Annotated in this window: 23 protein-coding genes; 14 read left to right on the top strand and 9 right to left on the bottom strand. The window is 72.8% G+C overall.

What is annotated here, in order from left to right:
- Positions 1 to 288 precede the first annotated feature (288 nt).
- Both COUCH_RS35705 and COUCH_RS35700 read left to right on the top strand, forming a co-directional pair.
- Entirely contained in the window at positions 289 to 1,494 is a 1,206-nt protein-coding gene (locus COUCH_RS35705; protein ID WP_275980152.1) for an MFS transporter, read from the top strand.
- Between the two features lie 184 nt (positions 1,495 to 1,678).
- Positions 1,679 to 2,404 (top strand): SDR family NAD(P)-dependent oxidoreductase, encoded by a 726-nt coding sequence (locus COUCH_RS35700; RefSeq protein ID WP_249609542.1) that lies wholly within the window; start codon positions 1,679 to 1,681, stop codon positions 2,402 to 2,404.
- A gap of 135 nt (positions 2,405 to 2,539) precedes the next feature.
- On the opposite strand, the gene COUCH_RS35695 is transcribed toward COUCH_RS35700, so the two are convergent.
- Positions 2,540 to 2,938: a hypothetical protein gene (locus COUCH_RS35695; protein WP_249609541.1), complete on the bottom strand. Its 399-nt coding sequence runs from the start codon at positions 2,936 to 2,938 to the stop codon at positions 2,540 to 2,542.
- A gap of 125 nt (positions 2,939 to 3,063) precedes the next feature.
- On the opposite strand from COUCH_RS35695, the gene COUCH_RS35690 reads away from it, so the two are divergent.
- The gene (locus COUCH_RS35690; RefSeq protein WP_249609540.1) at positions 3,064 to 5,220 is read left to right on the top strand and encodes a RecQ family ATP-dependent DNA helicase; all 2,157 of its coding nucleotides are present in this window, start codon (positions 3,064 to 3,066) and stop codon (positions 5,218 to 5,220) included.
- 541 nt (positions 5,221 to 5,761) lie between these two features.
- Here COUCH_RS35690 and COUCH_RS35685 read toward each other — a convergent pair.
- Positions 5,762 to 6,640 (bottom strand): C40 family peptidase, encoded by an 879-nt coding sequence (locus COUCH_RS35685; RefSeq protein WP_249609539.1) that lies wholly within the window; start codon positions 6,638 to 6,640, stop codon positions 5,762 to 5,764.
- Positions 6,641 to 7,255: 615 nt separating this feature from the next.
- Here COUCH_RS35685 and COUCH_RS35680 point away from each other — a divergent pair.
- The 3 genes from COUCH_RS35680 (at position 7,256) to COUCH_RS35670 (ending at position 8,988) form a co-directional block, all read left to right on the top strand.
- Positions 7,256 to 7,558 carry a metal-sensitive transcriptional regulator gene (locus tag COUCH_RS35680; protein ID WP_233413769.1) on the top strand — a complete coding sequence of 101 codons (303 nt, stop codon included), beginning with the start codon at positions 7,256 to 7,258 and terminating at the stop codon, positions 7,556 to 7,558.
- 82 nt (positions 7,559 to 7,640) lie between these two features.
- Positions 7,641 to 7,853: a heavy-metal-associated domain-containing protein gene (locus COUCH_RS35675; protein ID WP_249609538.1), complete on the top strand. Its 213-nt coding sequence runs from the start codon at positions 7,641 to 7,643 to the stop codon at positions 7,851 to 7,853.
- A 196-nt stretch (positions 7,854 to 8,049) separates the two neighbouring features.
- Positions 8,050 to 8,988 (top strand): hypothetical protein, encoded by a 939-nt coding sequence (locus COUCH_RS35670; RefSeq protein ID WP_249609537.1) that lies wholly within the window; start codon positions 8,050 to 8,052, stop codon positions 8,986 to 8,988.
- Positions 8,989 to 8,991: 3 nt separating this feature from the next.
- On the opposite strand, the gene COUCH_RS35665 is transcribed toward COUCH_RS35670, so the two are convergent.
- Positions 8,992 to 10,128, bottom strand: a complete 1,137-nt coding sequence (locus COUCH_RS35665) for a class I SAM-dependent methyltransferase (protein ID WP_249609536.1) — start codon at positions 10,126 to 10,128, stop codon at positions 8,992 to 8,994.
- A gap of 86 nt (positions 10,129 to 10,214) precedes the next feature.
- Between COUCH_RS35665 and COUCH_RS35660 the strand changes: the two genes are divergently transcribed.
- Positions 10,215 to 10,811 (top strand): heme oxygenase (biliverdin-producing), encoded by a 597-nt coding sequence (locus tag COUCH_RS35660; protein WP_249609535.1) that lies wholly within the window; start codon positions 10,215 to 10,217, stop codon positions 10,809 to 10,811.
- Positions 10,790 to 11,149 carry a DUF2470 domain-containing protein gene (locus tag COUCH_RS35655; RefSeq protein ID WP_249609534.1) on the top strand — a complete coding sequence of 120 codons (360 nt, stop codon included), beginning with the start codon at positions 10,790 to 10,792 and terminating at the stop codon, positions 11,147 to 11,149. The genes COUCH_RS35660 and COUCH_RS35655 overlap by 22 nt, the downstream gene beginning before the upstream one ends.
- A 49-nt stretch (positions 11,150 to 11,198) precedes the next feature.
- Here COUCH_RS35655 and COUCH_RS35650 read toward each other — a convergent pair whose 3' ends face one another.
- The 3 genes from COUCH_RS35650 to COUCH_RS35640 all read right to left on the bottom strand — a co-directional run bounded on the left by COUCH_RS35650 (position 11,199) and on the right by COUCH_RS35640 (position 14,045).
- Entirely contained in the window at positions 11,199 to 12,866 is a 1,668-nt protein-coding gene (locus COUCH_RS35650; protein ID WP_249609533.1) for a DEAD/DEAH box helicase, read from the bottom strand.
- A gap of 255 nt (positions 12,867 to 13,121) precedes the next feature.
- Positions 13,122 to 13,346, bottom strand: coding sequence for a DUF3107 domain-containing protein (locus tag COUCH_RS35645; RefSeq protein WP_199515228.1), 225 nt, complete (start codon positions 13,344 to 13,346; stop codon positions 13,122 to 13,124).
- Positions 13,347 to 13,382: 36 nt separating this feature from the next.
- The gene (locus COUCH_RS35640; protein WP_199515229.1) at positions 13,383 to 14,045 is read right to left on the bottom strand and encodes a TetR/AcrR family transcriptional regulator; all 663 of its coding nucleotides are present in this window, start codon (positions 14,043 to 14,045) and stop codon (positions 13,383 to 13,385) included.
- 157 nt (positions 14,046 to 14,202) lie between these two features.
- Here COUCH_RS35640 and COUCH_RS35635 point away from each other — a divergent pair, with 157 nt between their 5' ends.
- The 5 genes from COUCH_RS35635 (at position 14,203) to COUCH_RS35615 (ending at position 20,567) form a co-directional block, all read left to right on the top strand.
- The gene (locus COUCH_RS35635) at positions 14,203 to 16,257 is read left to right on the top strand and encodes a Daple (protein WP_249609532.1); all 2,055 of its coding nucleotides are present in this window, start codon (positions 14,203 to 14,205) and stop codon (positions 16,255 to 16,257) included.
- Positions 16,257 to 17,216, top strand: coding sequence for an alpha/beta fold hydrolase (locus COUCH_RS35630; protein WP_249609531.1), 960 nt, complete (start codon positions 16,257 to 16,259; stop codon positions 17,214 to 17,216). Before COUCH_RS35635 ends, COUCH_RS35630 begins: the two co-directional genes overlap by 1 nt.
- Positions 17,217 to 17,281: 65 nt before the next feature.
- Complete coding sequence (locus COUCH_RS35625) at positions 17,282 to 18,115, top strand: DUF3152 domain-containing protein (protein WP_249609530.1); 834 nt, start codon at positions 17,282 to 17,284, stop codon at positions 18,113 to 18,115.
- Between the two features lie 288 nt (positions 18,116 to 18,403).
- Positions 18,404 to 19,585, top strand: a complete 1,182-nt coding sequence (gene moeZ / locus COUCH_RS35620) for an adenylyltransferase/sulfurtransferase MoeZ (RefSeq protein ID WP_249609529.1) — start codon at positions 18,404 to 18,406, stop codon at positions 19,583 to 19,585.
- Between the two features lie 175 nt (positions 19,586 to 19,760).
- Complete coding sequence (locus COUCH_RS35615) at positions 19,761 to 20,567, top strand: prenyltransferase/squalene oxidase repeat-containing protein (RefSeq protein WP_249609528.1); 807 nt, start codon at positions 19,761 to 19,763, stop codon at positions 20,565 to 20,567.
- 404 nt (positions 20,568 to 20,971) lie between these two features.
- Here the strand turns inward: COUCH_RS35615 and COUCH_RS35610 are convergent, their stop codons facing one another.
- Both COUCH_RS35610 and proB read right to left on the bottom strand, forming a co-directional pair.
- Positions 20,972 to 22,210: a glutamate-5-semialdehyde dehydrogenase gene (locus COUCH_RS35610; protein WP_249609527.1), complete on the bottom strand. Its 1,239-nt coding sequence runs from the start codon at positions 22,208 to 22,210 to the stop codon at positions 20,972 to 20,974.
- Between the two features lie 30 nt (positions 22,211 to 22,240).
- Positions 22,241 to 23,353: a glutamate 5-kinase gene (proB, locus tag COUCH_RS35605; RefSeq protein WP_249609526.1), complete on the bottom strand. Its 1,113-nt coding sequence runs from the start codon at positions 23,351 to 23,353 to the stop codon at positions 22,241 to 22,243.
- A gap of 61 nt (positions 23,354 to 23,414) precedes the next feature.
- Here proB and COUCH_RS35600 point away from each other — a divergent pair, with 61 nt between their 5' ends.
- Positions 23,415 to 23,717: an MGMT family protein gene (locus COUCH_RS35600; protein WP_249609525.1), complete on the top strand. Its 303-nt coding sequence runs from the start codon at positions 23,415 to 23,417 to the stop codon at positions 23,715 to 23,717.
- Here COUCH_RS35600 and COUCH_RS35595 read toward each other — a convergent pair.
- Positions 23,701 to 24,384: a TetR/AcrR family transcriptional regulator gene (locus COUCH_RS35595; RefSeq protein ID WP_249609524.1), complete on the bottom strand. Its 684-nt coding sequence runs from the start codon at positions 24,382 to 24,384 to the stop codon at positions 23,701 to 23,703. The two genes, COUCH_RS35600 and COUCH_RS35595, sit on opposite strands and share 17 nt — an antisense overlap.
- Between the last annotated feature and the right edge of the window lie 9 nt (positions 24,385 to 24,393).

Genomic DNA, 24,393 nt, shown 5'->3' with positions numbered 1-24,393 from the left:
GGCGGCTCAACGGCCATCTGCCCTTCTCCGCTCGAGGAGCTCCTTTTGCGTGCCCTGTTGACGCGCCTTGCGTCGCGCGTTCGTCATGCCCCGATCCCCGCATCTCATTCCGTCACCCACCCGTCCGAGCCCGGCCGCGCCTTTTCCGCGCGCGCATTGCCCGCCCGCCGGCCCACCATCCTCGGCCGTTCTTCCACACCCCGCCGTTCCTCCCGTTTCTCCGGTTCGCGTTTGTTCCGCTGTCCTGTCCTGAAGCCCGGCCCGGGTCTGGGCCCGGACTTCCGCCGGCTGTGGGCCGCGAGTGCCGTCGGCAACCTCGGTGACGGCGTCGCCATGGCGGCCGGCCCGCTCCTGGTGGCCGCCATCACCCCCGACCCGGCCGCGGTGGCCGGCGCGGCGTTCGCCCAGCAGGCCCCGTGGCTGCTCTTCGCCCTGATCAGCGGCGCGTGGGCCGACCGCCTCGACCGCCGCCTCCTCGTGGTGACGGTCGACCTGATCAGAGCGGTGGCCCTGGCGACCCTCACCGTCTGCGTGTCCACCGGCACCGCGACGATCTCGTTGATCTACGCCGTGCTGTTCGTCCTCGGCACCTGCGAGACCCTGGCCGACACGGCAGCCGCGGCGTTCGTTCCCGCCCTCGTGCCGCCGTCCCGGCTCCCCACAGCGAATTCCTGGCTGGGCGGAACGTTCACCGTGGTCGGCCAGTTCGCCGCCAAGCCGCTGGGCGGATGGCTGTTCGCAATCGCCGCAGCGGCACCGTTCGGGCTTCAGGCCTTGGCGTTCGCCGCAGCGGCTGTACTGGTCGGTGGGATCAAGTCGCTCTCCTCTGCGCCTTCCGAGCCGGTTCCTCCGGAGCGCTCCACCCGGCGCCCCTCCGTGGTGGTGGAGATCCGTGCTGGTCTCCGGTGGCTCTGGGGACACCGGCTCCTGCGCACGCTGGCCGTGACAATGGCCGTTGCCAACCTCGTCTACTGCGCGGCCTTCGCGACTTTCGTTCTTTACGCCCGGGACCGCCTCGGCCTCGGTTCGACCGGCTATGGCGTACTCCTCACCGCCTTCGCAGTCGGTGGCCTGGCAGGCACCCTCGTCGCCCCGCGCCTGCTTCGAACGCTGCCGGCCGCCGTACTCCTGCGGGCGGGACTGCTGATCGAAGTGGCGCTCCACGCAACGCTGGCCACGACAACGGCCGCGCCGCTCGCGGCGGCGATGATCGTCGTGTTCGGCGTGCACACCATGGTGTGGGGCAACGTGGTGTGGACCCTCCGGCAGCGATCCGTGCCACCCACCCTGTACGGCCGGGTGACCAGCGTCTACTCCTTCGTCGACCTGGGCGGCGCGGCCCTCGGCTCGCTCCTGGGCGGCGTGGTGGCGGACGCGTACGGGATCGTCCCGATGTTCTGGACCGCAGCCGCGGCCATGACGGTGATCATCGTCGCGGCCTGGCGACCACTCGGGGCCGCGACGGCGCTCTTCCGGGCTCCCGCACCCGATTAGGAAGCTCCGGTATCGACCCGATGCCGTCTCCGGGCGGCCGCTGCCGAATCGACCCACGCCGTTCCTGGCGCCGGCGTGGTCGGGGGCCGGCGGCCGCGCGGGCCGGAGCCCGGTCGACGTTCTCCCGGCCCGTCCTTCTGCCGTCCTCGACGGCCGCGCGGCGGGTTGTTCTAGAGTCGGCGGCATGGCGAGGCTTGCGGTTGTCACTGGTGGCGGCACGGGGATCGGGCGGGCGACGGCCGGCATGCTGGCGGGTGAGGGGTACGACGTCATCATCGTCGGACGCCGACCCGACGTGCTCGCTGACGCGGCGAAGTGGATCGGCCCGCAAGCCACCACGGTGACCGCCGACTGCGCGGACCCCGAGCAGATCCCCGCCGTGGTCGAGGCCGTCGCCGGCCGCGCGGTCGACGTCCTGGTCAACAACGCCGGCGCGTACGTCTCCAGCGACGACTCGACGCTGACCGGGCTCAAGGACCGCTGGCGGGCCACCTTCGACTCGAACGTCATCACCGCCGTCCTCATGACCGAGGCCCTCCGTCCCCTCCTCCGCCGCCCGGGCGGACGCGTGATCCTGACCAGCTCCATCGCCGCCCAGCGCGGAGGCGGCGGCCCGTACTCGGCGGCGAAGGCCGCCCTGCACGGCTGGGTGTTCGACCTCGCCACGCAGTTCGGCCCGGACGGCATCACCGCCAACGTGATCTCGCCCGGGTACATCACCGACAGCGAGTTCTTCGTCGGCCGGATGACCGAGGAGGGCCATCGGGCGCGTGTGAACGCCACTCTGGTGAAGCGCGCCGGCGAGCCGGACGACATCGCCGAGGCGGTCCGCTGGCTCGTCGGCCCGGGCGGCACCTTCGTCACCGGCCAGATCATCAACGTCAACGGCGGCTCGGTCCTGGGCCGCTGAGCGGCGCCGACCCCGGGTTCGCCGGGCCCAGCCGCGTGAGCCGTCCTCTCACCCGGCTTCACCGGCCTGGACGTCCCTGACGTGGCCTCACCGCGTGGACTGTCCGTCACGTGGCTTCACCGCGTGGACTGTCCCTCACCCGGCTCCGCCGGTGAACCGTCCCTCACCCGGCCGGTTGGGACGGAACCGCAGCGCCGACCAGCGGTCGTCGATCGCCACCTGCCCGCACGGCCGCATGTCGAAGTCGGCGATGATGGGCCAGAGCGTGTCCCGGTTGATGTCCGCCTTGTTGCCCTTCGGGTACGCCACCCAGAACGCCGCGGGCAGCCGCAATGCGTCGGCGTGCTCCTCCATCAGCTTTCGCGCACTCGCCGCGTCGTCGGCGAAGATGATCGCCGCGCCCGCCGTCGCCGGGTCACCGCTCTCGCGCACACCGTCGGGCATCGGTGTCAGCAGCGGCAGGTGTGCCGGATGTGAGACCCAGACCATGCTGTTTGCCTTGATCAGAAGCTTCTCGGCGATCGTCTTCGACATGCCTTCACGCTGCCACCGACCGGCGGAGCGTGCCCGGAAATCTGCGAGGCCTGTGGATAACCGTCAGCCTGTGGATAACCCGCTCGATGTCGGACCGGGCTGGTAGACATGCGGTCGTGGTGGAAATGACGAGTCAAGCAGTCAGCGAGGCCGAGCGGCTGGCCGTCCGCGAGTGCGCCGAGGAAGTCCTGCGGCGGCTGGCCGGCGAGCACGCCGTGCTGCGGGAGGACCAGTGGCGGGCGATCGAGGCGCTCGTGATCGACCGGCGGCGGGTGCTGTGCGTGCAGCGTACGGGCTGGGGCAAGTCGGCCGTCTACTTCGTGGCCACCGCTCTTCTGCGCGACGGCATCACGGCTGAGCCCGGCGATCCGCCGGCCGGCCCGACCGTGATCGTGTCGCCGCTGCTCGCGCTCATGCGCAACCAGGTCGAGGCCGCCGCAAGGGCCGGCATCCGTGCCCGCACGATCAATTCAGCCAACCTGGACGAGTGGGACGAGATCACGGCGGAGATCCGCAGCGGCGGGGTCGATGTGCTGCTGATCAGCCCCGAGCGGCTCAACAATCCGGATTTTCGCGACAACGTGCTGCCCGGGCTCGCGGCCAGCACCGGCCTGCTCGTGGTCGACGAGGCCCACTGCGTGTCCGACTGGGGTCATGACTTCCGCCCCGACTATCGGCGGCTGCGAACGTTCCTGGCCGGGCTTCCCGCGCGTACACCGGTGCTCGCGACCACCGCCACGGCCAACGCCCGCGTCACGGCCGACGTCGCCGACCAGCTCGGCGACGCCCTGGTGCTGCGGGGCACCCTCGATCGGGATTCGCTGCGCCTCGGCGTACTGGACCTGCCCAACCCCGCGCACCGCCTGGCCTGGCTGGCCGACCACCTGGAGAAGCTGCCGGGTTCGGGCATCGTCTACACGCTCACCGTCGCGGCGGCGACCGAAACCGCGGAGTTCCTGCGCTCTCGGGGGTTCCCCGTGGCGTCGTACACGGGGCAGGTCGAGGACGCCGACCGTCGCGCCGCCGAGCAGGACCTGCTCGACAACAAGATCAAGGCGTTGGTGGCCACGTCGGCGCTGGGCATGGGCTTCGACAAGCCGGACCTCGGGTTCGTGGTGCACCTGGGCGCCCCTCCCTCCCCGATCGCCTACTACCAGCAGGTCGGCCGGGCAGGCCGCGCGGTCGAACATGCCGAGGTCGTGCTGCTGCCGGGCCAGGAGGACGTCGCGATCTGGCGCTACTTCGCCTCCCTGGCGTTCCCGCCCGAGGACCAGGTGCGCGCGGTGCTGGCAGCTCTGTCGCCGGACCGCCCGCTGTCCACACAGGCCCTCGAACCCATCGTCGACCTGCGGCGCACCCGGCTGGAGCTGATGCTCAAGGTGCTCGACGTCGACGGCGCGGTGCGCCGCATGCGTGGCGGTTGGATCGTCACCGGCGAACCCTGGACCTACGACACCGCGCGCCTGCGTCGCGTCGCCGAGGCGCGCACGGCCGAGCAGAAAACCATGATCGAGTACGCGGAGACGACCACGTGCCGCATGGAGTTCCTGCGCCGCTGCCTGGACGACCCGGAAGCCCAACCGTGCGGACGCTGTGACACGTGTGCCGAGCCCCTCTTCGACGCGGAGGTGTCCCCGGAGGCACTGTCCGCAGCCCAGGCGTTCCTCGGCCGCGCAGGCGTCGACATCTCCCCGAAAAAGCTCTGGCCGACAGGCATGGCCTCGGTGGGCGTCGAGCTGAAAGGCAAGATCACCCCGGCCGATCAGATCCTGCCGGGCCGGGCGGTGGGTCGCCTGTCGGACCAAGGCTGGGGTACGAGGCTCCGCGCGCTCGTCAGCCCCGAGGCGCCGGACACTCCGCTCCCCGACGACCTGGCCGCCGCAGTCGTGGACGTCCTCAAGGCCTGGGCACGAGGCGACGACGCCTGGCAGCAACGCCCCGCCGGGGTCGTGGCCGTCGGCTCCCGAAGTCACCCTGACCTCGTCGAAAGCACCGCGGCCCGCATCGCCGCAGTCGGCCGGCTCCCGATGCTGGGCGCCCTGACCTCCTCCCGGTCCACGTCCGGCGGTCACCGGGGAAACAGCGCCCAGCGTGTGCTGGCGTTGCACGACGCCTTCACCGTCCCGCCGGCCGTCGCTGATGCGCTGCGGGACCTCGACGGACCGGTGCTGCTGGTGGACGACCTGGTCGACTCGGGCTGGACCATGGCCCTGGCGGGCCGAGCACTGCGCCGCGCCGGCGCCTCGGGGGTGTTGCCGCTCGCCCTGGCAGTGGCGGGCTGAGGAACGCGCCTGCCCGCCGGCCGCGCTGCCCGCCGGCCGCGCTGCCCGCCGGCCGGGCTGCGCGCTCCGGTGAGCCGCGCGACCCGGTGGGCAGCGCGCCACGACCCGACGGTTGCGCCGAGGCCGGGCGGGTTGCGCCGGGCTGGGCGGTTGCGCCGGGCTGGGCGGTTGCGCCGGGCTGGGCGGTTGCGCCGGGCTGGGCGGTTGCGCCGGGCTGGGCGGTTGCGCCGGGCTGGGCGGTGCGCCCGGGTGGGGCGTGGATCGGGCGGTTGCGCCTGGACCGCCGGTTTGCGCCTGGACCGGGCAGTGTGTCGGGCCGGGCGGTGCGCCGGGCCGGGTGGTGGGCCGGGCCGGGTGGTGGGCCGGGGCCGGGTGGTGGGCCGGGCCGGGTGGTGGGCCGGGATCGGGGGGTGCGCCGGAGCTGGGCGGTGCGTCGCGGAGGGTTGACTGACGTGGTCGGCGAACCGTCGGAGTGAGGCATCCGTCGTGGTCGGCGAGTTGCGGAGCTGGGACTGAGGGGTGCGTCGGTGTGGAGTCTTCGTCAGCCCGGGCGGCCGAACCCTCGGATGGGCTGCTGGTCGATGGACGCTACCCGTACGTTCTCGCCGAACTCCGGGGCGTGGATCATCCGTCCGCCGCCGATGTAGACGCCGACGTGGCTGATCGGGCTGTAGAAGAACACCAGGTCGCCCGGCCTCAGCTCGTTCCTGCTCACGTGCGCGATGGACGCGTACTGGCTCGCTGCGTTGTGGGGGAGGCTCACTCCGGCGGTTCGCCAGGCGGACAGGGTCAGCCCCGAGCAGTCGTACGAGCGCGGGCCCGCCGAGCCCCAGCGGTACGGCTTGCCGAGCTGGTCGAACGCGAACGCCACCACGTCGGCGGCGGGGCCCGGCACGTACTCGGGGACAGCGATGTTGCCGGCGTCGGGGTAGCGGGAGCCGCCGCCGTACGCGATCGCTCGCATTTGTTTGAGCGCGACGATCTCGCCCTTGACGGTCGCCCTGCGGGTGTTGAGTTCGGTCTGCTGGCGCGTCTGCTGGGCCGCGAGAGCGTTGAGTGCCGCCCGGGTGTCGGCGACCTTGATGCGGGCCGCCCGCAGGTCCTCGGCGGCGCGCTGTTCCTCGCTGGCGAGCTGGTGCAGTACGAGCAACTTGTCGACGAACTCGTGGGGGTGGTCGGATGCGAACAGCGCGACGGTCGGCCCGGTACGCGTGCGCTGGTACGTGTGCGACATCAGCCGGTCCATGAGGGACTGCCGCTCCTCCAGGTCCCGGATCATCGGGCCGAGCCGGCCGCCGAGGTGGGAGATCTGCTGCTTGGTGGTGCGCAGGTCCTCGCGGGAGTCGTTGTACTGCTCGACGAGCACCTCGAGCTGGCGGGCGGCGCCGGTGATGCGCCTGTCCAGCTCGGCTGCGGACATCCGATCGTCCCGAGCGACCGGCGAACCCGAGGTCACGCCGGCCCGCACACCCCGCAACACCCCGGAGGGCGCGGCGGCGCGGATTCCCCGGAACGCCCCGGAGGGCGCGGCGGCGCGGATACCCGGCAACGGGTGGGACGCGGCAGCGGCGTGGACGCCGCGCAACCCCCCGGAGGGCGCGGCGGCCCGGGCAACCCGGGACGCTGCGGTCTTGGCCGTCTCCGGACGCCCGGCGGATCCGAACAGCTCTCGCAGTACGGCCGATGGGAGGCCGGCCGGGACCGCGCTCGATGCCCCCACTCCGCCGGCTGCCAGGAAGGGGGCGCGACGAGCGGCTGCGGCCGGGGAGGCCGGGCTCACGGTGGCGTAGCCCGTGAACAGCAGCGCCGACATCACGGCGACAATGACGGATCGGGTGGTCACGGTAAACGACACAAATCCATTAACGAGACAAAACGACCAAAGCGACGCTCAGGAGATCCGGTCGCGGCGTGCCACGCCGGTCGGCCGGATCGGTTCGGGCAGGTTGGGTGTCAGGCGTGGCAGCCGGCGGATGTGACGTACGCACGCGATGGGACTCCCTTCCCAGATACCGGAGGGGGGTATAGTCGTGGCATGACCGCCGACCAAGAACATCCCGGCCCGCACGGCTACTCGGGGGACAAGGCCGCCTTGCTCGGGCGGCTGCGGCGCATCGAGGGGCAGATCCGGGGCCTGCAGCGCATGGTGGACGAGGACACGTACTGCATTGACGTTCTCACGCAGATCTCCGCCGCCAAGAGTGCCCTGCACGCGGTGGCCGTGGGGCTGCTGGAGGACCACCTTGCGCACTGCGTCGTCGATGCTGCCCGCGCCGGGGACCCCACCGCGAAGGTGAAGGAAGCGTCCGACGCGATCGCCCGCCTGGTCCGTTCCTAGGCCTGCGAGAGCCGCCACGCCCGATCCGGCTCCGTGAGCCGGCGGGCCACGTTCGTCACACCATCGAAGAAGGAGGCCCGCCATGGCCGTCACCGCCACGTACACCGTCAGCGGCATGACCTGTAACCACTGCGTGCAGGCCGTGACCAGCGAACTCTCCGAGCTGCCCGGCGTCGACGCCGTTCAGGTCGACCTTCCCACCGGCGCGGTCACCGTGACCAGCGCCGAGCCGCTCGCCGAGGATGCCGTGCGCGCCGCGGTGGACGAGGCCGGCTACGAGCTTGCCGATGCCTGAGACCGACAAGCTCGAACCCGCGCACGGCGCCGGGTCAGGCACGCCTGCGCCGGGCGCCGGGACCGGGGCGACCGACGATCCCGCCTCCGGCCCCGAGGGTTCAGCCGGCCGGCAGACCCCAGCCGGTGAGCACAGAGGATCAGCAGGTGAGGAGAGGAGCAGCGCCTTCAGGCTGGCCGCATTCGGTGCGGTCCTGGTGGTGGTGCTCTTTGCCGGCTACGGCATCGGCCGCCTCAACGAATCGGTCGAGAGCACCCGATCCGCCCCGGCCCCGCAATCCGCGACCGGAGCCCACGCCCACGACGCCGCCGGAACCGGCACCGGCGCCGCGACCGGCACGACGCCTCACGACGACACCGGCGCACCGCCCCACCTCCACAACGCGGACGGCACCGTGACGCAAGTCGCAGGGTCCACCGCGGCCGCCGCCCAGTCCGTCGGCGGCCTGGCCATCACCGCGAGCGGTCTCACCCTGCAGCCGGGGAGCACGCTCTTCCCCGCCGGCCGCAAGCAGCCGTTGACCTTCCGTGTCACCGCGGCCGGCGGTGCGCCCGTGACCACCTACGCCGTTGTGCACGACAAGCCGCTCCACCTCGTGGTCGTGCGGCGTGATCTCACCGGCTACCAGCACCTTCACCCGACCATGGCGCCGGACGGCACGTGGAGCGTCGACCTCGTGCTGGCCCGGCCCGGCAGCTACCGGGCGGTTGCCGACTTCACCGCGATCGTCGGCGGGCAGCAGATGCCGGTCACGCTGGGTGCCGACCTCACGGTCGCCGGCAGCTACGCCCCGGTCGCCCTTCCCGCACCGGTCACGCGCGCGACCACGGACGGCTTCAGCGTCGAGTACGGGGGTACGCCGCAGACCGGCTCAGCGCAGCCGATCCTCATGACCGTACGGGGATCCGACGGCAAACCGGCGGCGCTCGAGCCGTACCTGGGCGCGTACGGTCACCTGGTCGTGCTCCGTGAGGGTGATGTCGGCTACGTCCATGTGCATCCGGAGCCGCAGCCCGTCGACGGCGCCGTGAAGTTCTGGCTGGCCGCGCCCGGTCCCGGCCGCTACCGGATGTTCTTCGACTTCCAGGTGGCGGGCAAGGTCCACACCGCGGCGTTCACCGCCACGGTGAGCTGACACTCAGGTGAGCAGCTTCTCCAGGGCCGGCGTCACGCCCCACTGACCGGTCAGCGTCTCGTACTCGGAACGCTGGTCGTCCGTCGGGGCGGCGCCGGTGCGGCGGGCCCGCAGCAGCAGGTTGCGCGGTGTGTGCTGGGAGTCCACGAACTCGACCACGTCGACCTTGTAGCCGTTCAGCCGCAGCAGGGACGACCGCAGCGAGTCGGTGAGGACGTCCGCGAAGCGCTCCCGCAGGATCGCGTTCCGGGTCACCTCCGCGTACGGCGCCGGCGCCGTGCCGCCCTTGAGCTGGGCGGCGATGTCGTGGTGGCAGCAGGGCGCCGCCAGCACCCAGCGGGCGTTCCACCGTACGGCCCGGGCCAGCGCCTGGTCCGTCGCCGTGTCGCAGGCGTGCAGGGCGAGTACCAGGTCGGGCGCCTCGTCGACCTGGGCGTCCTCGATGGTTCCGGCCACGAAGCGGACCGCGTCGGCGCAGCCCAGCTGCTCGGCGACGGCGGTGTTGCGTACGCGTTGATCCTCGCGGACGTCGACCCCCACGACCCGGACGTCGGCGGCGCGGTCGGCCAGATACCGGTACGCCGCGAAGGTCAGGTAGGCATTCCCGCAGCCCAGGTCGACGACCCGCAGCGGCGACGGCAGCTCGCCGGGCAGCGTGGCGGCCAGTGCGCGCAGGAACGCGTCGACCTGCCGGCGTTTCGCGGCGTTGCCGCCGATGACGGTGAACAGCGGGTCGCCCGGGTCGAGCAGCCACTGCTTGGCCCGGTCGTGCGGGGCGGGCGCCGCGGCGGCGGTGCTCGCGCCGGCCCGGTGGACCTGGGCGTCGCCCTTCTTCGTGACCCGCACCTGCACCGTCGACGTCGCGGTCTCCACGTGCCAGTTGCCGAACGGCTCGGCGAGCAGGGCGTCGACCGCGGCCGCGGCCTCCTCCCCGCCGACGTTGCGGGTGTACGGCCGGGAGCCGTCGTTCGTGACGATCTGCAGCTTCCGGCCGGTCTTCAGCTCGACGGGCCGCAGCTCGGCCCGCTGCACCGACGGGGTGACCCCGCGCCGCCGGCCCGCCGCGACCGCACGGGTGAGCGCCGGGTCGAGCAGCAGCTCACGGACCTCGGCCAGGACGGCTTCCAGCGATGGGGGCATCCCACCATTCTGCCTCGCGCTCCGCGACGCCCCGCGTGCCGCTCGGGGTTTGTTAGGCTAGCCTAACATCCTAGGGAGGCGCTGCCATGACGTCTGCCGAGCCGCGCGCCCGGCTGTCCGTCCGGCTGCGCTCCGCGACCCGCTCCGACCACGACGAGGCGCAGGGCAGCGGGTTCCTCGACCGCCTAGCCTCCGGCAGCCTGCCGCGGGCGGCGTACGCGGACCTCGCCACCCAACACTGGTTCATCTACGAGACCCTCGAGCAGGCCGCCGCCGCGATGGCCGACGATCCGGTGGCCGGCCCGTTCGTCTTCCCGGAGCTGATGCGGCTCCCCGCCCTCACCGACGACCTCGCCGTGCTGCGGGGCCACGACCCGCATGCGCCGCTGCCGGCCACCGAGCGTTACCGGGCGCGCCTGCGCGAGGTCGCGTTCGACCGGCCGTGGGCCTTCATCGCCCACCACTACACCCGCTATCTGGGCGACCTGTCCGGCGGCCAGTACCTCGGTCCGGCGATCGCGAAGGCGTACGGCCTGGCCGGCCCCGGACACCGATTCTTCGTCTTCGACGGCGTCTCCCCGCCCGCGTTCCGCACCCGGTACCGCGCGCTCCTCGACGGCTGGTGCTCTCGGCGGAAGATGAAGACCGTCTTCTGGCCGAGGTGCCGGAGGCGTACCGCCTGAACATCGCCGTTCTCGCCGACCTCAAGGAGCGCTGGGTGGATGCCTTCGACCTCACCCCGGAGGCGGTCGCGCAGATCGCCCGGCACATGAACGACGACCACGCCGAGGACAACGTGCTGATCGTGCGGGGCCTCGGCGGCATCGGTGCGGCCACCGCCGCGCGGGTGTCCGGGCTGGACCCCGACGGCATGGAGTTCGAGGCCACCGTGGACGGCATCGCGGTGCCGGTTCGTATCCCGTTCCGCGAGCGGCTCACCGAACGCCGGCAGGTGCGTGGCGAGGCCGTCCGCATGTACCGGGAGGCGTGCGCCGTCCTCGGCATCACCCCCGAGCACTGACGGAAAAAGGCGCCCCACCGGTGGGTGGGACGCCTTTTCGCGTACGTCGTCAGTCCTCGGAACCCGATCCCGTGCCCACTCCGGCGTCGGAGCCTCCGGTCATCTCGCCGGACGACTCCGCCGTGCCGCGCCCGCCACTGCGCCGGCGCCGGCGCCGCGGACGGCCACCCTCGGCGGAGGAATCGGCGGCTTCCGCTGCGGGGGCGGCGTCGGCTGCGGGCGTACCCGAATCGGTTTCGTCGACCTGGCGGCGGCGACGCTGCCGGCGCGGGCGATCGGACGTCTCGCCCTCCGCGGCCGGTGCCGCCTCCGGTGCGCTCTCGTCACCGCCGCGCCGGCGCGGACCACCGGTGCTGCGGGGCCGGGAGCGGCTGCTCTCCTTGCCGCGGCGGCGTCCCCCGAGGTCCTCCTCGACCTCCGCGGACAGGCCGGCGCGGTTGCGCTCGGCCGTCGGCAGGGTGCCCGAGATGTCCGTCGGGATGTCCAGGTCGGCGTAGAGCGCCGGTGAGGTGTGGTACGTCTCCGGGGGCTGCGGCATGTTGAGCCCCATCGACTTGTCGATGAGCACCCAGCGCGGCATGTCCTCCCAGTCCACGAACGTCACGGCGACGCCGGTCGCGCCCGCCCGGCCGGTGCGGCCGATGCGGTGCGTGTACGTGTCCGGGTCCTCCGGGCAGTCGTAGTTGATGACGTGGGTGACGCCGGAGACGTCCAGGCCGCGGGCGGCGACGTCGGTGGCGACCAGGACGTCGATCTTTCCCGTGCGGAACGCGCGCAGCGCCCGCTCCCGGGCGCCCTGGCCGAGGTCACCGTGGACGGCGGCCACCGCGAAGCCGCGGAAGTCGAGGTCCTCGGCGACGCGGTCGGCCGCCCGCTTGGTCCGGGTGAAGATCATGGTGAGGCCGCGGTCGCGGGCCTGCAGGATGCGCGCCACCATCTCCAGCTTGTTCAGCGGGTGGGTGCGGTAGACGACCTGCTTGGTCAGCGGCGAGGGGCCGCTCTCGGTGGTGTGCCCGGCGTGGATGGTGACCGGGTGGCGCAGGAAGCGGCGCGACAGCGCGACGATCGGGTCCGGCATGGTCGCCGAGAACAGCATGGTCTGGCGCTGCTCGGGGAGCATGGCGAGGATCTTCTCGACGTCCTCGAGGAAGCCGAGGTCGAGCATGCGGTCGGCCTCGTCGAGCACCAGGGCCTTGATCGAGGTGAGCTTGAGCTGCTTCTGCTTGGCCAGGTCGAGCAGGCGGCCGGGGGTGCCGACCAGGATCTCGACGCCCTTCTTGAGCGCCTCGACCTGCGGCTCGTACGCCACGCCGCCGTAGATCGGCAGCACGCGCACGCCGCGGGTGGCGCCGGCTGCGGCGAGGTCGCGCGCCACCTGCAGGCCCAGCTCACGGGTCGGTACGACGATCAGCGCCTGAGGCATGCCGTCGGCGCCCTCGCTCGGTGCGGTCATACGCTCGAGGATGGGCAGGCCGAAGCCCAGGGTCTTGCCGGTGCCGGTGGGCGCCTGGCCGATCAGGTCGGTGCCGCGCAGCGCGATGGGCAGCGCGTACTCCTGGATGGCGAAGGCCCGGGTGATGCCGGCCGCGGCCAGGGCCTCCACGGTCTCGGCGCGGACGCCCAGCTCGGCGAACGTGGGGCTGTCGGGTCGGACGGGGGCGCGGGTGAGGACCGGTACCAGGGCGGGTTCTGTCTCGGTGGGTTCGATGTCGGTCATGGAGTTCTGCGGGTGCCTCTCGTGGTGCGCCCGTCGAAGTCCTGGGCGCGGTCTGGTTAGGGCGCGGGCCACACGCGAGGGAGCTCGCGGGCCGCACGCGCGTCGCCGCGGCGGAACCAGAGAAATGGATCGACGTCGGCGGCGACGGGCCAAGTCTACCCGACGGAGAGATTGCGCACCTCAGGCCGAAGGTGACCGGGGCGCCGAATGCGTCAGGGGGCCCGAGGGCCCCCTGGTCGCCGGTGCTGCGCGTGCTTATCGCGTGGTGAAGCCGAACGGGCGGGTGTTGCTCTCGGCGATCTCCACGTAGGCCACCTTGGCGATCGGCACGATCACCTTGCGGCCCTTCTCGTCGGTCAGGGTCAGGACGCTGTCCTTGGCCAGTGCCTCGGTCACCACCTGCTCGACCTCGGCCGGCGTCTGCGCACTCTCCAGCGCCAGCTCACGCGGGGCGTGCTGCACGCCGATCTTGACCTCCACGGGGCCCTCCCTCTCAGCAGTCTTCCGACATGAAGGCTAGCCGATTTCCGCAGACGTTCCCGGCGTTGACTCACCCTGCAGCGGGAAGGTCGCGATGCCCCGCCAGATCAGGGCCGCGACCAGGGCTTCCGCCTCGTCCTTCGCGACCTGGCGGCCGGTCGCCAGCCAGTACTGGGCCGCCTGGCCGGAGACCCCGACCAGCCCCGCGGCGAGCAGTTCGGCCTTCGCCTGGGTCAGCCCGGTGTCGGCGACCACCGTGTCGGTGACCGCGGCGATGCAGCCCTGCTCGACCCGCTCCACCCGTTCGCGCACCTGGGGGTCGTTGCGCAGGTCGGACTCGAAGACGAGACGGAACGCCTCGCTCTCGTGGTCCATGAAGTCGAAGTACGCCCGTACGGCGCCCTTGACCCGCTCCTTGTTGTCCGGGGTGGCCAGCATCGCGCCGCGTACCTTGGCGATTATCGCGTCGCAGTGCGTGTCCAGCAGGGCCAGATAGAGCTCCAGCTTGCCGGGGAAGTGCTGGTAGAGCACGGGCTTCGAAACCCCCGCCCGCTCGGCGATCTCGTCCATGGCGGCGGCGTGGTAGCCCTGGGCCACGAAGATCTGCTGCGCGGCGGCAAGCAGTTGCTTACGGCGCGCGGAGCGCGGCAGGCGCGTCGGGCGCCCCGCCGTCTGTGCCCCGCCGGACGCAGCAGTCATGTCACAATCCTCCGAGCTCGAATCCCACCGCGCTGGAAGCGACGCGGATTGCCCGGTTCGTCGTCTGTCGCGTTCCGGGCGGGCAATTGTCGCGACGCTGCAACTTATCGCCACTGCAACCACACGGTAGCCTCAGCGGGGGGCAAGCGAGGAGCGCGTGGTGGACGAAACAGGGCATTCCGGTGACGCCGGGGCCGCCGAGGGCGGTGCCGGTGCCGAGTCGCGTGATCGCACCCTGTTGAACGGATGGGCCGCGCGGGAGAGCCCCTGGTCCAACGCGGGTGCCGCGCTGGACCCGGAAGCCGAGGTCCCGGCGTGGCGCCGCCCCGCGACGGAGGTGCGCCCGTTCACCCGCCCCCTCCCGACCGACCCACCATCGGGTGACATCCGCCCGTTCGCGGCCGCGCCGCCGCCGCCGTCGTTCACCCCCGCGCAGCAGTCGCCCGCGCCTCCTGCCGACGGGTCACCGCCGCGGCTGGAGAATGCCGCTTCGCCGCGCTGGTCCGACAGCCGCTCGCGCTACGACGATCTGCTCTCGCACCTCTCGCCCAACGGGGGCGAGCCGCACCAGGACGAGCCCCGAGCGGCCGAACCGCCGCGTGCGGCCCCGCTGTCGCCCGTGCTCCCGCCGCGTACGGCCCCGCTCTCGCCCGTGCCGCCGCCGCGCCCCGACCCGCTCTCGCCCGAGCTGCTGCACGGCGGTCAGGAAGGCAACGAGCTGCGCGGCGTCCCGCCGACCCTGCCGGCCAGCGCGCCGCCGTACCCGTACGAGGGCGATCTCGACGACGCGGCCCGGCCCCAGGCCGCCCAGCAGCGCGCGTCGTTCCCCGCCGTGCGGCCCGCGACCCCGGGTGGCCGGCGCACCGAGTGGACGACCGCCGAGTCCGCGCGGCATGCGCTGGACCCGCCGACCCCGGCCGAGGGCATGCCCCGGGTCGGCACGCCGGAAGCTACCGACCAGTCACGTTCCGGCGATCAAGGGCTCGGGCGGCCGTCGTACGATCCCTCCAGCTTTCCGCGCCGGCTGCCGTACGAATCCCCGCAGCCGGCGTTTCCCGGACGGCCCGCCGGCGACCCCGGCGCCGGCACCACCGGGAAGCCGCCCTTCGCCGCGTTGCCGCAGCGCGTGCCGGCCCAGCCGGACGTGCCCACCGTCCCGGAGCCGCCGTCCGTGGAGCCCTCGGCCGAGACCCCCGCGCTGGCGCGGATCGCGACGCATCTGCGCCGCGAGGACGCGCTGGCACCGCAGGAGCGGCAGGACGGGTTCGACGTCAACGCGATCCTGGAGGCGGTCCGTGAGGTCGAGGGCGTGCGGGACGCCGCGCTGCGGACCACCCCCGCCGGTGCCCACAGCCTGCGGCTGGACCTCGCCGAGGGCGCCGACCCGGCCGAGGTGAGCCGGCAGGTCGCCCGCCTGCTGCAGGACCGCATGGGCCTGGACGCCGCCATGCAGGGCGCCTCGCCGCTCGCGCCCGCGCGCACGCCCGAGGAGGCGCCCCCGGCCCCGGCGCCCCGGTCCGCGCCGCCCGCGCAGGCCACCACCCGGGCGCTGCCGACCCGCACCTCGTCGGCCGCCCAGGCCTCCGCGCCGCCTGTCGCGCCGGCGCCGTTCGTGCCCTCGCAGCCCAACCCGGCCGGGCGGGCCACGCCGCCCGGCGCCGCCACGATGCCGGCTCCCGCGACATCTCCCGGCCCTGCGCCGATGCCCGCACCCGCCCCGATGGCGAGTCCTCCCGCGGCGCAGCGCATGCCCACCGGGATCGACCCGGCCCCGCCCCGGCCGCTGCTCGAGCCCGGGGAGCGCCCCGGCCCGCGGGTGATGATCGAGAACGTCCAGGTCAACACCTTCGGCAGCGAGGCGACCGTACGGGTCCAGCTGACCGTCGGCGGCCAGGCCGCGGCGGGGGAGGCGACCGGCCCGGCGGTGGACGGCTACCTGCTGCGGCTCTGCGCGATGGCCACCGCCACGGCGGTCGACGACCTGCTCACCCACTCGGACCACGCCGACGGCCCGGCGAAGTGCTTCGTCGAGCACGCGGCGGCCGTGCCGTTCGGCTCGATCCAGGTGGCCGTGGTGGTCGTCCTGCTCGCCACCGACGGCTGGGTGGAGCAGCTCGCCGGCTCGGCCGTCGTGACCGGTGACGATCGGCACGCCATGGTCCGCGCCACTCTGGCGGCCGTCAACCGGCGGCTCGAGGCACTCTTGTCCTGATGAAGGGCGCGAAACTCGCGGCGGACGAGGTCCTGCCGCCGGACGGGGCCCTGCCACCGCCGTGGCCGGCCCGCACAGTGATGATCGACGGCGCGATGCTGCACGTCCGCGACACCCCACCGACCACGCCCGGCGCCGAACCCGCGGTGTACGTGCACGGCCTCGGTGGCTCCTCGCAGAACTTCACCGATCTCGCCGGGCTGCTCGCCGACCGCTTCGACGCCCAGGCCGTGGACCTGCCCGGGTTCGGCTACAGCGACCCGAGCCGGCGTTACTCGATCGCCGCGTTCGCCGACCGGCTCATCGGCTTCCTGGAGCACTCCGGGCGCGGCGCGGTCCACCTGGTCGGCAACTCGCTCGGCGGGTCGATCTGCGTACGGGTGGCGGCGCTGCGCCCCGACCTGGTGCGCACCCTCACCCTGATCAGCCCGGCGATGCCGTTCCTGGACCCCCGGCGTACGGCCCAGGGGCCGGTGCTGCCGGTGCTCGCCCTGCCCAGGGCCGACCGGATCATCGCGTGGGGCATGGCCCGGATGACCGCCGAGGAGATGGCCGAGCAGGTGCTGCTGGCGTGCTTCGGCGACACCACCAAGGTCAGCGCGCAGCGCCGGGCCGAGGCGATCGAGGAGATCAAGCTCCGGTACACGGTCGCGCACTATTCGAAGGCGTACACGGGGACGTTGCGCGGGCTGGTGTCGAGCTTCCTGCGGGCGTACCTGCCGGGGGTGAACTCGCAGTGGCGGCTCGCCGCTCGCATCGCCGCGCCGACGCTCGTCGTCGGCGGCCTGAAGGACGAGCTGGTGGACCCGCGGGTGCCGGCGCAGGTGGCGAAGGTGATCCCGGACAGCCGGCTGCTGATCCTGCCCGGCGTGGGGCACGTGGCGCAGATGGAGGTGCCCCGGCTGGTCGCCCGCGCGATCGTCGGCCTGCTGGAGGACGTCGCCTCCCCGGTCGCCTGAGCACAAGGCCCCGATCCAACCACTCCGCCGCTTCCGCACCCGTGATGTGGCACGCTGGCGGGCAAATGATCGACACCCGTGTTCCCGTGATCGACCGGCGCCGCCGCATCTGGTTCGCCGCCGTCATGGTGGCGGCGCTGCTCGTGGCCGGTGGCCTGCTGTTACCCACCGTCTGGGCGTCCGGGCCGCCCGTCCCGATGCCGGTCGCGTCCGCGGCCGTTCCGGCGCCCGCTCTGGCGGCCACGTCCGCGCCGTCGGCCTCGGCGGTTCCGTCCACCCCGCCGCCGCCCCGGCCACGGACCTCGGTCGCGCTGCCGATCCGCGGGTCCGGCACATTCGCGTACGCGCCGGGCCGCGGCAGGATTCTGGGTACGGCGGGAGCGGTACGCCGTTTCCGCGTGGCGGTGGAACGGGGCAGCGGCGAGGACGTGGTGGCCTTCGCCGCCCTGGTCGAGGCCACGCTCGGCGACCGGCGCAGCTGGACCGGGGACGGGCGGCTGCGGCTGCAGCGCGTACCGGTGGGGGAAAAGGCGGACTTCACCGTGTTCCTGGCGACCCGGGACACCGCCGGGCGGATGTGCCGTGCCGGGGGCGTCAACATCACGGTGGGCGGGCGGCCGTACACGTCGTGCCGGACGACCGGTCGGGCGATCATCAACCTGGACCGGTGGCGGCTGTCGGCTCCGCCGTACGTCGCCGCGAAGGTCCCGCTGCCGGTCTACCGCCAGTACGTCGTCAACCACGAGGTCGGCCACGAGCTGGGCCACGGCCACCAGGGCTGTCCCCAGCGCGGCGGTCCGGCGCCGGTGATGGTGCAGCAGACGCTGACGCTGCGCGGCTGTGTGCCGTACGCGTGGCCCCGCCGCGACAACCGTCTCTTCCAGGGTCCGTCGCTCTGATGCTTTCGGGGCAAATGCCCCGTCCCGGCGGGTGGGCTCTGGCACCCTGACCGTGTCATGGAGAAGATGCGCCCGTACCTGCGACGCCGGTTGATCACGGCGCTGATCCTGTTCACGCTCGCCGTCGCGGTGTTCGTGGCGGCCGAGACGGTGCGCGGCGGCAACCCCGGCGGGTGAGCTTTGATTCCCGTTTCCCGCATGCCGGGCCGGTGGTCCACGTCATGCCCATGACGGCGATTCACGAGCAACAATGGTGGCCGCACCTTCCGTCAACCCGGGGAGTTCACCGTGTCACTGCCCCCGCTCGTCGAGCCGGCCGCCGAGCTGTCCGTCGATGAGATCCGGCGCTACTCGCGTCATCTCATCATTCCCGACGTCGGGATGGACGGTCAGAAGCGGCTGAAGAACGCCAAGGTGCTCGTCGTGGGCGCGGGCGGCCTGGGCTCGCCGGCGCTGCTGTACCTGGCCGCGGCCGGGGTCGGCACGCTCGGCATCGTGGACTTCGACACCGTCGACGAGTCCAACCTGCAGCGGCAGGTCATCCACGGGGTCTCCGACGTGGGCCGCCCCAAGGCCGAGTCCGCGGCGGCGAGCATCCGCGAGATCAACCCGCTGGTGAACGTGGTCATCCACAACACCGCGCTGGACCGCGACAACGTCAGAGAGATCTTCAGCCGGTACGACCTCATCGTCGACGGCACCGACAACTTCGCGACCCGCTACATGGTCAACGATGCCGCGGTGCTGCTCGGCAAGCCGTACGTCTGGGGTTCGATCTACCGCTTCGACGGCCAGGCGTCGGTGTTCTGGGAGGAGTACGGCCCCTGCTACCGGTGCCTCTACCCGGAGCCCCCGCCGCCCGGCATGGTGCCGTCCTGCGCCGAGGGCGGCGTGCTCGGCGTGCTCTGCGCGTCGATCGGCTCGATCCAGGTCAACGAGGCGATCAAGCTCATCGCCGGCATCGGCGAGCCGCTGGTCGGCCGGCTGATGGTCTACGACGCCCTCGAGATGGAGTACCGCAAGATCAAGGTTCGCAAGGACCCGAACTGCGCGCTCTGCGGCGAGAACCCGACGGTCACCGACCTGCTCGAGGACTACGAGGACTTCTGCGGCGCCGTCTCCACCGAGGCGCAGGAGGCCACCCTCAACGCGACGATCACGGCCAAGGAGCTCAAGGAGTGGCAGGACTCCGGTAAGGACATGTTCCTGGTCGACGTCCGCGAGCCGGCCGAGTGGGAGATCAACCGGATCCCGGGCGCGACGCTGATCCCCAAGGGCGAGATCCTCTCCGGGGAGGCGCTGTCCCGCTTCCCGCAGGACCGCCAGATCGTGCTGCACTGCAAGTCGGGTGTGCGCTCGGCGGAGGCGCTCGCGGCACTCAAGGCGGCCGGCTTCAAGGACGCCGTGCACGTCCAGGGTGGCATCGTCTCCTGGGTCAACACGGTGGACCCGTCGCTGCCGTCGTACTGAGGTCATTCCGGACGGCCGCTCACCCCTGCTGAGGGTGAGCGGTCGTTCGCTTTGCGTGACGACGTACTCATCACCGGCCGTCAATGTCCCCTGATCGGGCGGGACGGAAGCGACCTTATAGACAACTACCGAAACGATCCGGCGAAAAGCAGGGCCGCGTTGTAGCGTCACCGTCGTGGTCGACATGGATGCCGCAATCGGGTACGTCATAGCGCACGGTGACCCGGTCGAACGGGCTCGGCTGTCGTACCTGAGGACGGGCAGCGAACCGCCGCCCGGCGTCCTCGACCGCATCGAGAGCGGGCAGACCCCGGAAGGCGGCTGGCCCGCGAGCGGCGACAGACCCGTACCGTCGATCGACGCCACCTGCTTCCGCCTCTCCGAGCTCGACGACCTCGGTGGCCTCCGCGGTCCCCAGGTCGACCGGGCCCTGGCCTGGCTCGCCGGCGTGCAGCGCAGCGACGGCACCTGGCAGGAGGATGAATCCCTCGCCCCGGAAGCGCCGCCGTGGGCGATGCCCGGCGATCCGGAAGCCACCCTCTACCTGACCGCGGTCGCCGGCTTCTGGATGACCGTCGCCGAGTTCGAGGCCCACCCCCACCACGACGCCCCACCCCGGTACGCGACCACCCTCGCCGCCGCGGCCCGCCACGTGGTCGCCCAGCTCCGCCCGGACGGCAGCTGGCCGTCCTTCCTCGCCACCGGCTGGCACGCGGCGGGACTCCTCCACGAACAGCAGTTCTTCTACGAGTCGGCGCGGATCCAGCTCGTGCTCGGCGACCGCATGGGCGACATGTCCCCGGCGGACGTGGCGAACATGGCGGCGGCTCTGCGCCGGGTCAACCTCGGCGACGACTGGCTGGTGCAGGCGGCCCGCAAGCGGCTGGCGGAGACGCAGCGGACGGACGGCGGCTGGGACAGCGACGAGGGACCGATCTTCGACGTCAACATCACCCTGACGGCGATCCGCGCCTGCCGCTGACCCGGCCCTCGTGCGCGCTCAGCGCGCGGGCCGCGCTGAGCGCTCGTGCTGCCGGGCTCGCGTTGCGCTGCCGGGCGCCTCGCGCTGGCGGCGCGGCTTGCGCTGCGCGGCTTGCGCTGCGCGGCTTGCGCTGCGCGGCCTGGCTTGCGCTGGCGGCTCCGCCTGCGCTGCGCTGCCCGGCATGCGCTGGCGGTCCAGCTTGTTCTGCGGTCCGGCCCGCGCTGGGCCGCCCGCGCCCGCTGCCAGGGCTGCGCTGCGCAGCCCTCCCGCTTCACGGCTGCGCCGCGCCGCCGACGCCGCACGGTCCGGCCCGGCGGATCGGCGCGGGGCGTGACGCAGCTGCCCGGCGCGGCCTTCCCGGCGCCCAGTCCAGCCCTGCGGCCCCGGGGCCGCAGGGCCGGGTGTCAGCGGGTGTGGCCGTTGCCCGTGACGATGTACTTGGTCGAGGTCAGCTCCGGCAGCCCCATCGGCCCGCGCGCGTGCAGCTTCTGCGTGCTGATGCCGATCTCCGCGCCGAACCCGAACTCGCCCCCGTCCGTGAACCGCGTCGACGCGTTGATCATCACCGCGGCCGCGTCGACCCGGGCGGCGAAGCGGCGGACCGCCGTCGTGCTCTCGCTGACGATCGCCTCGGTGTGGCCCGTGCCGTAGCGGCGGATGTGGTCGAGCGCGTCGTCGAGGGAGTCGACCACCGCGACCGAGATGTCGGCCGACAGGTATTCCTTGCCCCAGTCCTCGTCGGTCGCCGGGACCACGCCGTCGAAGGATGCCACCCGCGGGTCGCCGTGGACCGTCACGCCCGCGCTGATCAGCTCCTCGATCACGAGCGGCAGGAACGACTCGGCCAGCGCCGAGTGGACGAGCAGCGACTCGGCGGTGTTGCAGGTGGACAGCCGCTGGGTCTTCGAGTTCATCACCACGCCGAGCGCCTTCTCGAGGTCGGCGGACTCGTCCACGTACACATGGCAGTTGCCGACGCCGGTCTCGATGACCGGAACCGTCGACTCCTCGACCACCGTCTTGATCAGCGAAGCCCCGCCGCGGGGGATGAGCACGTCGACGAGGCCGCGGGCGCGCATCAGCTCCTTGACGGAGTCGCGGGTGGTGGCGTCGAGCAGCTGGACCGCGTTCGCCGGCAGGCCTGCGTCCGCGACCGCCTTGCGCAGCACCGACACGATCGCCGCGTTGGAGCTCATCGCCGAGCCGGAGCCGCGCAGCAGCGCCGCGTTGCCGGACTTGAGGCAGATGCCGGCCGCGTCGGCGGTCACGTTGGGGCGGCCCTCGTAGATGATGCCGACCACGCCGAACGGCACCCGCACCTGGCGCAGCTCGAGGCCGTTGGCGAGGGTCGCGCCGCGGACCACGTCGCCGACCGGGTCGGGCAGGGCGGCCAGCTGCCGCAGGCCGTCGGCCATCGCGGCGACCCGCTCGGCGGTCAGCGTCAGCCGGTCCACCATGGCGTCCGACTGCCCGGCGGTACGCGCGTTCTGCACGTCGACGGCGTTGGCGGCGACGATGTCGTCGGCCCGCTCGACGAGCCGCTCCGCCATCAGCAGCAGGGCGGCGTCCTTCTCGGACCGGGTGGCGGCGGCCAGGTCGATGGCGGCGACCCGCGCCTCGGCGGCCTGCTGCAGGACACTCATGATGACTCCTGGGAAGAGAACCGGGTGTGGTCAGAGAAGCACCAGGTCGTCACGGTGGACAACCTCTCGTTCATATCCTGGCCCGAGCGCCGCGGCCAGCTCGCCGGTGGACCGGCCGAGCAGGGCCGGGAGCTCCACCGCGTCGTAGTTGACCAGCCCGCGAGCCACCGGAGCGCCGGAGCCGGCGTCGACCAGGTCGACCGGGTCCCCTGCCGCGAACGAGCCGTCCACCGCGGTGATGCCGGCCGGCAGCAGCGACTTGCGCCGGGCCACGACCGCGGCGACCGCGCCCGGGTCGAGGTGCAGCCGCCCACGCGGGGAGGTGGCGTGCGCGAGCCAGAACAACCGGGCGGTGGGGCGCCGGGCGGCGGCGTGGAACAGAGTGCCGGCCTCGTCGCCGTCGAGCGCGGGCCCGGCCAGCGGCGCGGCGGTCAGCACGACGGGGATGCCGAAGCCGGTGGCGATGCGCGCGGCTTCCACCTTCGTGACCATGCCGCCCGTGCCGACCCCCGCCTTCCCCGCGGACCCGATGGCGATCCCGTCCAGGTCGGCGTCGTCGCGCACGGTCGTGATGCGCCGCGACGACGGCGCGGACGGATCGCCGGTGTACAGCGCGTCCACGTCGGAGAGCAGCACGAGCAGGTCGGCGTGGACCAGCGCGGCGACGAGCGCGGCGAGCCGGTCGTTGTCGCCGAACCGGATCTCCTCGGTGGCGACCGTGTCGTTCTCGTTGACGATCGGCAGGGCGCCCAGGTCGAGCAGCTTGCGCAGGGTCCGGTACGCGTTGCGGTAGTGCGCCCGCCGGGTCACGTCGTCGACGGTGAGCAGCACCTGTCCCACGGTCAGCCCGTGCCGGGCGAAGCCGGCCGCGTACCGTCCGATCAGCAGGCCCTGGCCCACCGAGGCCGCCGCCTGCTGGGTAGCCAGGTCGCGGGGCCGGCGGCGCAGGTTGAGCGGGGCGAGCCCGGCGGCGATCGCGCCGCTGGAGACCAGGACCACCTCGCGGCCCTGGGTGGCCAGCCGGCCGAGCACGTCGACGAGGGCGTCGACGCGCTGCTCGTCGATGCCGCCGGCGGCCGTGGTCAGCGAGGACGACCCCACCTTGACCACGATCCGGCGCGCGCCGGTCACCTCTTCACGCACCCGGCCCATTCTGCTCGCCGCCGGCTCCGCCGCTGCCGCGAGATCCCATATCGTGGCGACGGTGACACCCCAGGAGTACGTGGAAGAGGTTCTCCGGCTCGTGGAGAGCATCCCCGAGGGCCGGGTCATGTCCTACGGGGCGGTGGCCGACGCGCTCGCCGACCACTCGGGGCGCAACTCGGCCCGGCAGGTCGGCACGATCATGGCCCGGCACGGCGGCGGCGTGCCGTGGCACCGGGTGGTCACGAGCGCGGGGCGGATGCCGCCGGGGCACGAGCAGGAGGCGCGGCAGCGGCTGCTCAGTGAGGGCGTACCGCTGAAGGGTGACCATGTCGACATGGCCCGCGCTAGCTGGATGCCCTGAGGCCGATCCACGTCAGTGCGCCGCGCATCTGGAACTCGAAGAAGTCCCGCCGCTGGTCGATGGTGTTGTTGAGCTGACCGAACAGCTCCGCGCTGATGGCTCCGCAGAGGTGGATCCAGCCCGCCATGCTGCGCGCGACCACCTGCGGCGGCGCGCCGGGAGCGGCCTGCTCGGCGACCGCCGCCAGCTCCTCGCCGAGCCGGCCGCCGATCGCCTCACCGGGCTCGACCTCGCCGGAGGCTGACGCGTTCTGGACGATGCGGCCGAGGGCCAGGATGACCCGGATCGCCGGTCCGACCGTGTCGGTGGGGGCCTGATATCCGGGTACGGGGCTGCCGTAGACCAGCGCCCACTCGTGCGGATTGGCCAGTGCCCATTCGCGTACGGCGTGGCAGACGGCCAACCACCGGTCCACGGCGGAGCCCGTGTCCGGGGCGTTCTCGGCAGCGTCACCCAGCGAGTCGTACGCGTCGATGATCAGCGCGGTGAGCAGCTCGTCGCGGCTGGCGAAGTACCGGTACACCGCCGAGGACGCCATGCCGAGGTCCCGGGCCACCGCCCGCAGCGAGAGGTTCGCGCCGTCGGTCGCCAGGTGGCGCCGGGCCGCCGCCTTGATCTCGCCGGTCATCTCGGCGCGTACGCGGGCCCGGAGCGATGCGGCTGTCATGTGAACAGT

This window comes from Couchioplanes caeruleus (assembly GCF_023499255.1).
Classification (GTDB): Bacteria; Actinomycetota; Actinomycetes; order Mycobacteriales; family Micromonosporaceae; genus Actinoplanes; species Actinoplanes caeruleus_A.
The sequence above is the reverse complement of the archived record's forward strand: the minus strand, read 5'-3'. Positions and strand labels throughout refer to the sequence as shown.

Coding starts and splice junctions, on each gene's coding strand:
- COUCH_RS35685 (WP_249609539.1), bottom strand. CDS start 6,640: ATGTCCGCAGCCGAGCTGGACAGGCGCATCACCGGCGCCGCCCGCCAG.
- COUCH_RS35680 (WP_233413769.1), top strand. CDS start 7,256: ATGACCGCCGACCAAGAACATCCCGGCCCGCACGGCTACTCGGGGGAC.
- COUCH_RS35630 (WP_249609531.1), top strand. CDS start 16,257: ATGAAGGGCGCGAAACTCGCGGCGGACGAGGTCCTGCCGCCGGACGGG.
- COUCH_RS35690 (WP_249609540.1), top strand. CDS start 3,064: ATGACGAGTCAAGCAGTCAGCGAGGCCGAGCGGCTGGCCGTCCGCGAG.
- COUCH_RS35650 (WP_249609533.1), bottom strand. CDS start 12,866: ATGACCGACATCGAACCCACCGAGACAGAACCCGCCCTGGTACCGGTC.
- COUCH_RS35640 (WP_199515229.1), bottom strand. CDS start 14,045: ATGACTGCTGCGTCCGGCGGGGCACAGACGGCGGGGCGCCCGACGCGC.
- COUCH_RS35595 (WP_249609524.1), bottom strand. CDS start 24,384: ATGACAGCCGCATCGCTCCGGGCCCGCGTACGCGCCGAGATGACCGGC.
- COUCH_RS35610 (WP_249609527.1), bottom strand. CDS start 22,210: ATGAGTGTCCTGCAGCAGGCCGCCGAGGCGCGGGTCGCCGCCATCGAC.
- COUCH_RS35700 (WP_249609542.1), top strand. CDS start 1,679: ATGGCGAGGCTTGCGGTTGTCACTGGTGGCGGCACGGGGATCGGGCGG.
- COUCH_RS35625 (WP_249609530.1), top strand. CDS start 17,282: ATGATCGACACCCGTGTTCCCGTGATCGACCGGCGCCGCCGCATCTGG.
- COUCH_RS35665 (WP_249609536.1), bottom strand. CDS start 10,128: ATGCCCCCATCGCTGGAAGCCGTCCTGGCCGAGGTCCGTGAGCTGCTG.
- COUCH_RS35695 (WP_249609541.1), bottom strand. CDS start 2,938: ATGTCGAAGACGATCGCCGAGAAGCTTCTGATCAAGGCAAACAGCATG.
- COUCH_RS35675 (WP_249609538.1), top strand. CDS start 7,641: ATGGCCGTCACCGCCACGTACACCGTCAGCGGCATGACCTGTAACCAC.
- COUCH_RS35660 (WP_249609535.1), top strand. CDS start 10,215: ATGACGTCTGCCGAGCCGCGCGCCCGGCTGTCCGTCCGGCTGCGCTCC.